This is a genomic window from Microvirga massiliensis, assembly GCF_001006805.1.
Lineage (GTDB): Bacteria > Pseudomonadota > Alphaproteobacteria > Rhizobiales > Beijerinckiaceae > Microvirga > Microvirga massiliensis.
In genome coordinates this window covers 54,759-61,995 of record NZ_LN811360.1, presented here as the reverse complement: position 1 = coordinate 61,995, position 7,237 = coordinate 54,759, and the positions used below count along the sequence as shown (strand labels likewise).

The 7,237-nt window shown below is 63.3% G+C and carries 5 protein-coding genes and 2 pseudogenes; 2 read left to right on the top strand and 5 right to left on the bottom strand.

Annotated elements, in window-relative coordinates; genetic code table 11:
* A pseudogene (locus BN1233_RS51235) lies at positions 1-348 on the top strand (ABC transporter substrate-binding protein); the annotation flags it as partial.
* 3 nt (positions 349-351) lie between these two features.
* Complete coding sequence (locus BN1233_RS28270; RefSeq protein ID WP_046867241.1) at positions 352-1,167, top strand: class I SAM-dependent methyltransferase; 816 nt, start codon at positions 352-354, stop codon at positions 1,165-1,167.
* 458 nt (positions 1,168-1,625) lie between these two features.
* Here BN1233_RS28270 and BN1233_RS28265 read toward each other — a convergent pair whose 3' ends face one another.
* The 5 genes and pseudogenes from BN1233_RS28265 to BN1233_RS28245 form a co-directional block, all read right to left on the bottom strand.
* Positions 1,626-2,378: an FCD domain-containing protein gene (locus BN1233_RS28265; RefSeq protein WP_046867240.1), complete on the bottom strand. Its 753-nt coding sequence runs from the start codon at positions 2,376-2,378 to the stop codon at positions 1,626-1,628.
* 405 nt (positions 2,379-2,783) lie between these two features.
* Complete coding sequence (locus tag BN1233_RS28260) at positions 2,784-3,944, bottom strand: M20 family metallopeptidase (protein ID WP_046867003.1); 1,161 nt, start codon at positions 3,942-3,944, stop codon at positions 2,784-2,786.
* 187 nt (positions 3,945-4,131) lie between these two features.
* Complete coding sequence (gene allB, locus BN1233_RS28255; protein ID WP_046867002.1) at positions 4,132-5,577, bottom strand: allantoinase AllB; 1,446 nt, start codon at positions 5,575-5,577, stop codon at positions 4,132-4,134.
* Positions 5,578-5,587: 10 nt separating this feature from the next.
* Positions 5,588-6,379 (bottom strand): SDR family NAD(P)-dependent oxidoreductase, encoded by a 792-nt coding sequence (locus BN1233_RS28250; RefSeq protein ID WP_046867001.1) that lies wholly within the window; start codon positions 6,377-6,379, stop codon positions 5,588-5,590.
* A gap of 263 nt (positions 6,380-6,642) precedes the next feature.
* Positions 6,643-7,237, bottom strand: a pseudogene (locus BN1233_RS28245) (hypothetical protein); the annotation flags it as partial.

Sequence of the window (7,237 nt, the reverse complement as noted above, 5' to 3'; positions counted from 1 at the left end):
GTGGGATGAGCCGATGATCACTGGCATCCGCTGGGTCTCAGAGTTGATCGAGATTGCCGGCGGCATCGACGTGTTTGCGGACCGCTCCTGCGCGCCCGAGGCGCAGGGCCCATCGTGACCCCCGAGCAGGTGATCGCGGCCGCCCCGGATGTGATCATCGGCTCGTGGTGCGGGAAGCGGTTCGTGCCCGAACGGGTCAGGGCCAGGCCGGGCTTCGACGCCATTCCGGCGGTGCGCACAGGCTCCCTGCATGAGATCAAGAGTGCGCTGATCCTGCAGCCCGGGCCGGCGGCCCTCACGGATGGCCTCGATCGCCTTCGGGCCGCTATTACCCAGGCATATAGAGGCCCAATGACCGAGGACCAGAATGCCAGCCCGGCGGAAATCTACGGACGCTATCTGGGAAGCGCGATCGCCGATCCCTTTGCGCGGGTGCTGCTCGAGCGTGCCGCGCCGGAGCGTGGCGAGCGCGTGCTCGACCTCGCGTGCGGGACCGGCAGCGTGGCGCGACAGGTCGCACCGATGGTCGGGCCGGCAGGAACGGTCATCGGAGTCGACGTCAATCCCGACATGCTGGATGTCGCCCGCGCGCTGCCCGCACCCACGGGCGCGAGGATCGAATGGCAGGAGGGCAATGCGATGGCGCTTCCGCTGCCGGATCGCGCCTTCGATCTCGTGCTGTGCCAGCAGGGACTGCAATTCTTTCCCGACCGCGCCGCGGCCCTCCGGGAGATCCGGCGTGTCCTGAAGGGTGGCGGCCGTGTCGCCGTGAGCGTGTGGCGATCCCTGCGGGAGCACCCGCTCTACGAGGCGCTCTTCGCGGCGACGGCAGGCCATCTCGGTGTCGACCCGTCCGCGGTGGCGTCGGCGTTCTCGCTCGGAGATCCCGAGGAGCTGCGGGTGCTCCTGAGCGCGGCCGGGTTCAACGAAATCGAAATCACGCCGCGCTCGCTCGACGTTCACCTCGAGGCCCCGGAGCGCTTCGTAGAGGTCGCGGTGCTCGGGGCCGCGACAACGATCCCCGCCTTCGCCGGACTGGATCCCGGGGTGCGGGCGCGTCTCGTCGAGGCGGTCGCGCAGGAGACTGCGTCTCTCGTGCGGCAGTATCGCGACGGGGACAGGCTCACCTTCCTGATGTCCACCAACATCGCGCGGGCCCATGTGTGAGGCTCAAGTCGAAGATCGTCTTCGGTGAATTCGCGGACGGTTCCAATGGGCCCGATCCCGGCTGGTGTGAGATCGGTAATCTCCAGCCGAAACGCGCAGTGTGGTGCTGTCTAAAAGGTGCCGGATAGCGTTAGTGGCGCGTCCGACATGGCTTACAGTCCGTTGTCCCGTTGTCCTATGGTAAGGACTATTGGGTCGCTAATGCTGAAGTCCTCGATTTATTCCGCATGAACCTGATGGTTTCGGGGACTTCCGTGGACTGCACGAGGCCAGCTATCACCAAGTACATTTCTGCACAGGACCGGGGCAAACTCGGAAATAGATTGTCTAATCGGTTGGTGTTCTGCCTGCAGCAGGCGAATGGCCTTTCACCGCCCGCCGACAAGCTCAAATCAGAAAGATGGTGGGCGCAGTCCATGAAGAGAGTGAGGAAGAGATGTCAGGTCAAAGTTCCTGCCTCAACGAGTGCTGCCTGTTTTTGGTGTGCGAGCAGTCTTTTTGCGTGACTCCTGTGGAGCCGAGAGCCCTGCAACGATGAGTTTAGTTGCTTCGGAGATATGATCCCCAAGAAGCGTCACAGCGCGATCAGCGTCTCGAGCAAGTGCCGCCTCGAGGATCTCTTTATGGATCAGAGATCTAGGTGCATTGGGTATGCGGCTCTGCGCTGAAAGGCGACGGTAACGGTCAAACTGGTCGCTCAAGATCCTTTGGAGATGGAGCAAGCAAGGCGACTGACACGCAGAGACGAGCGTGTGATGGAATTCTCGGTGCCTAGCTTCCCATAGATCTTCAGCTACCTCCCTTCCGGCCCTTTCAACCAGTGCAAGCTTATGGCGAGCTGCTACGAGTTCTGCCTCCCAGCTGTCGTCTCCATAGCGAATGGAGAGCCGCAATGCGAAGCCTTCTACCTCTTTCCGGACCATCGCGATGTCCATGATGTCCTGAACAGAGGCCTCTCGAACCCGAAATCCGCGCTGCCCTGTCGCGACAACAAGACGATTTTCGCTCAGGCGTGAAAGAGCCTCCCGCAAGGGGCTTAGCCCCAAGCCGTAGGCCTCCCTGAGGTTGTGCAAGCGCAGCTTTGTTCCCGGTGCCAGTCTGGAGCTAATGATATCGGCTCTCAGCCGCTCAAACGCCTCGTTCGCAAGCGTTGTGGATTCAGCCTCGGCGGATGGCGAAACCATCTTTGACTCATCGAGGTCCAGTGCCATGGTGGGTCTCATCATTGTTCATCCGACACACGGAGCCTCTAACACTCCGTACTGGTTCCAAAATATCGAAAATCGGGTGGAATGGCGACAGAAATAACCTTTCTCAACCAAGGGATGGCGTGCGCGCCCTGGTGGGGACTGATCAGTGCCGGTCCTGATAATCCATGACAGCCGACGAAAACGCGGTCTAGCTTGGCCTCTTCGTGCGCGTCCCCGGCTCCGGTTTTTCCGATGACGCAGCCTATGAGGTTGGCAGTGGCTCCATGCCAGGAGTAAGCCTCAACTGCGCGACAGAGATACCAGGCGACGTTGTATTTCCACTGCTAGACTGCGGTGGGCCGACTTTCGAAGGAGAGGGTCGACCCACCGCGGTTGGGATTGCGCGTTTGCAGGCGCATCGACGCGTCAGCCCCGCCAGCCGAGGAGCCGCTCGACGAGTGCGAGGTGGATCGCGGCGCTCGTCTCGAGCTCGGAAGCCAAGACGAACTCGTTCGCAGCATGGCCCTCCGAGCCGCCGCCCGGGCCGAAGTTGACGATCTCGATGCCGTCGTCGGCAAAATAGCGCCCGTCGCTTGCCCCGATCGCAGTCCCGAACCGGGCCGGCTCGCCTGTCACCTGCTCGACCGCCCCTGCCAGTGCGGCCACGAGCTCTCCGTCCGCGGCTGAAGCGAACCCGTTGGTGCCGCGCATCAGCTCGGCTGACCAACTCCCTTCCGGCTCCCCAGACGCCCGGAGCGTCTCGACGATCTCGGCATAGGCCCGTTCGACGCTCTCGCTCGGCAGAAGGCGGCGGTCGATCTCGAGCCGGCAGCGGCTCGGCACGACGTTGGTGTTCGAGCCGCCCTGAAGCTGGCCGAGATTGACGGTCGAGCGCGCCTCGCCCTCGTGCCGGGCGGCAATGCGCGGGAAGAGGTCGCGCTGCAGGCAGGCGATCAGCCGGAGCATGCGCTCAATGGCGTTATCGCCGGTCTCGGGCGCGCCGGCATGGGCGGCTTTGCCGGTCGTCTCGACCGCCACCCACATGACGCCCCGCTCGGTGGTGATCAGCGCGTTGGAGGTCGGTGCCCCGAGGCAGAGCATGGTGGGCTTTACGAGGCCAGCCTGGCGCAGATAGGCCATGCCATGCGGCCCGAGGCTCTCCTCGTCGGTCACGAAGGTGAAAGTGACTGTGCCACGCCGGGGCCCGCCGCGTTTGGCGATCTCTTCGGCGACCCACAGATGCACCGCCATGCTGCCCTTGCAGTTCGAGGCGCCGAGCCCGTAGAGACGGTCGCCGTTTGCCGTGAGCACGAAGGGATCGGTGCGCCAGTCGCCGCGGTCGCCGACCCCGACGGTGTCGACATGCGCGTTGAAGACGAGATGGGGCGTGCCCTCGCCGATCGAGGCCACGATGTTCTCGAGCCCGTCGACCTCCTTGTGCACGCCAACACGGTAGCCGAGGCGGGTGAGCTCGGGAGCGATTTCGGCGCAGAGCTGCGTCGTGTCGCCGGGCGGATAGGCAGTCGGGATCGCGACCAGCCTCTCGAGCGATGCGATCAGCCGCGCGCGATTAGACGATACAGACATGGCTACTCCAAAAAAGGGTTGAGAGAACAAACAGCAGGTCGATGCGCTCGTCGGGTCCAAGGACGAGCACATCGACTGCAAAGTGTTGCACGTCGAGCCTTCGCGTACGCCGGCAGCAGCGCTAAAGCTCGCCGCCGCATATGCACTCCCCCGGGACGGTGCGCCGCTTATGCGGCGCCCTCTTCGATCAGACTGCCGCTCGAAGTGATGGCCGTTCCGTGGCAGTAATGGCTTTCATGGTTTGATCGACGTTGCGCGGCACGGGCGTCGGCATCTCCTGGATGGCATGAACCGATTGGCCCCATCCGCGAGTCCCGATTTGGAGAATCCGGTCGCGCACCACGAACTTGCCGCGCACGATCGTGTGAAGCGGCAGTCCCTGGACCTCCCAACCGTCCCAGGGCGAGATCTTGGCAGTAGAGTGCGTCTCGGCGTCCCTGATGGTCCATCGGCGGCGGAGATCGACGATTGCGATATCGGCATCGGCACCCGGCTGGAGGATTCCCTTGCGAGGGTACAGGCCCCACAGCTTTGCAGGGTTTACCGCGCTCCAGCGCACATAATCGCAGATCGAGGCGCGCCCCCGAGCAACTTCGGTTAACATGAGAGGCATCTGTGTCTCGACGCCCGAGAAGCCGCAATCGACCGTCCAGATATCGCGACGGGTTTTTTCTTCGACCGAGTGCGGGGCATGATCGGTCGCGATGACGTCGATCGTGCCATCCAGGAGCGCAGCCCAGAGAGGCTCCTGGTTGTGTTTTTCACGTACAGGAGGGTTGACTCGAATGATGCCGCCGCACCGGGCGTAATCATCGCTCGAAAGCATGAGATAATGCGGGCAAGTCTCGCCCGTGATGTCCACGCCGCGTTCCTTTGCCTCTCTCAGTGGCCGTAATTCGGCCGCGGAGGAAATATGCAAGACATGGATCCGCGCCCCCGTCCATTCGGCGAGGATAGCAGCGCGAGCCACGGCTTCGACCGCGACGACCTCCGGACGTGCCGCGAGGTGGGCGAGTGGCTTCGTCCGGCCGATTTCGCGGAGTCTTGCTTCACGCCGCTCCATGATCGAGTTCGTCTCGGCATGGAGCGAAATCCGCTTGCCGGTCGGAGCGACCTCCTCGAAGGCTTCCAGCGTTGCGCCAGTGGACGGCGATGGAATGCGGCCGAAGGTGTTGCCCATGTAGAGCTTGAAGCCGATCACGCCACCTTCCACGAGTTCATTGACCCGCGTGATCGAATTCTCGCCGAGAACGGCGTAGAGCCCGAAGTCGACGTGTGCCTTCTCGGCAGCCATCGCGTGCTTGGCAGCGAGAGTCTCAGCATCGTCCACGGCCGGGATCGTATTCGGCATGTCGAAGACGGTGGTCACGCCACCAAAGGCTGCAGCGACCGTTCCAGAGGCAAAATCCTCTTTCTGAGGATAGCCGGGATCACGGAAATGAACGTGGTCGTCGATAGCGCCCGGCAAAAGGTGCAAACCCGTTGCGTCGAGTGTCTCACGAGCCGCAGGCATGGCCTCCGCTGCGCCGACGGCAAGAATCGCGCCGTCCTTGATCGCAATACTTGCCTCGAAAGTGGCTTCCGCCGAGACGACGGTTCCGTTGTGGATGACGAGATCTGCAAGCGTTTCCATTGTCGCCACCTCAAAGCGTTGCCCAGCCACCGTCGACGGGAAGGTCGACTCCGGTGATCTGGCGGGACACATCGCTGGCCAGGAAAAGGCAGGCGTTCGCAATATCCTGGTCGACGGTGATGCGCTTCAGCGCGTAATCCTCGGCATGACGCCGGGCTGCCTCCTCCCGCGTGATGCCGAGCCGACGTGCCATATCGGCACAGACTTTGTCGCGGAACCGAGGACCGTCGACCATTCCGGGTGCTACATAATTGACGTTGATATTGTGGGGTCCAACTTCGATTGCGAAGCTCTTCGTTATGCCGCGCAGACCCCATTTCGAGGCCGAGTAGGACATGCGTCCGGCCTTGCCGCGCATGCCGAACGTCCCGCCGACATTGACGATCTTGCCATAACGCTGGGCCATCATGGTGGGCAGTACGGCACGCATCGTGTGAAAGCAGCCGTGCATGTTCAGAGTAACGATCTCGTCGAACTCTTCCGGGGTCGTATCGACGCCGCTCTTTCCGACTGGACCCGATCCGCCCGCGATGTTGACGAGAATATCGATCCGGCCGAACGTCGAAACCGCGGCCTGAGCGGCCTCCTCGCACTGCTTCGGATTCGTCAGATCGCACCCTACGACAATTGCCTGGACACCGCTCGGCTTCAACTCAGTGGCGAGTGCTTCGATTGCGCCGACGTCACGCCCGATCAGGACAAGGCGGCAGTCTTCGGCTGCAAAGCTGCGCGTGACCGCAGCTCCCATGCCTTTCGCAGGGCCTGTAATTAGCGCGACGCGCCCTTTGAGTTGCAAGTCCATGATGTGGTCTCCTCGCGGAACGGTTAGTATGCGAGCCCTCGAACCGAGCTCTTTTGATTGTGGGAAGGCCATGGGGCGCCGAGCGGTGAGAGGCGCTTGATCTCCAAGGTAAACCTAGTGCGCCCAGGTCTCAGGGGTCAACAAAATTTCGAAATTATATGATAATTTCGGGTTTCCGGGAGCGGCAGATGACCAGTTCAACGGGAAAAGTTCGTATGCCGCGCCCTGAAGCTGCGAGACCTCTTGCGGTTGATGGCCGTCGCTCAGGCGGCCTTCTGGCGGTTGCGCACGAGCTGCGCGTCGACGAGCGCCACGGTCTCGTCGATGACGGGGTGACGCATGTTCTGCTGGGCCGCGACCGCCTGCACGAGGCGGTCGACCCGCTCGATGGCCTGCGCGCCGGCAAACAAGGCCCGCGCCGCCGAGGACGGCCGCACCAGCCCCTGGGCCGCGGCCGCATATTTCTCGAACGGCACCAGATCCTCGGTCGCGGCGCCGAGCCGGAGGCAGACCTCGCGCACGAAGTCGTAGACGGCCCGCGCTGCCGCGGGATCGGCGTGCACGGCCTGCTGGATCGAACGCGGACCCGCGGCGGTCACGCAGCGGTAGTTGCCGGTCAGGAGCATCGCCCATTTGGCGAGCGGCACGAACAAGCTGTCGTGCACCTTGAGCTTCACGGGCAGCTCGAGTGCCTCGGGCCCGAAGCGCACCGCCTCGATGTCGGCCTGCAGCCGGCGCAGCAGCGCGGTGTGGCCCTCGTCGGCAAAGCGCGCCACCTTGAAGTTGGTCGGCAGCGTCACCTGGAGGACATTGGCGGCCTCCTCGGGAGGCCTAAACGCCTGCGGGTCTGGGCTGCAG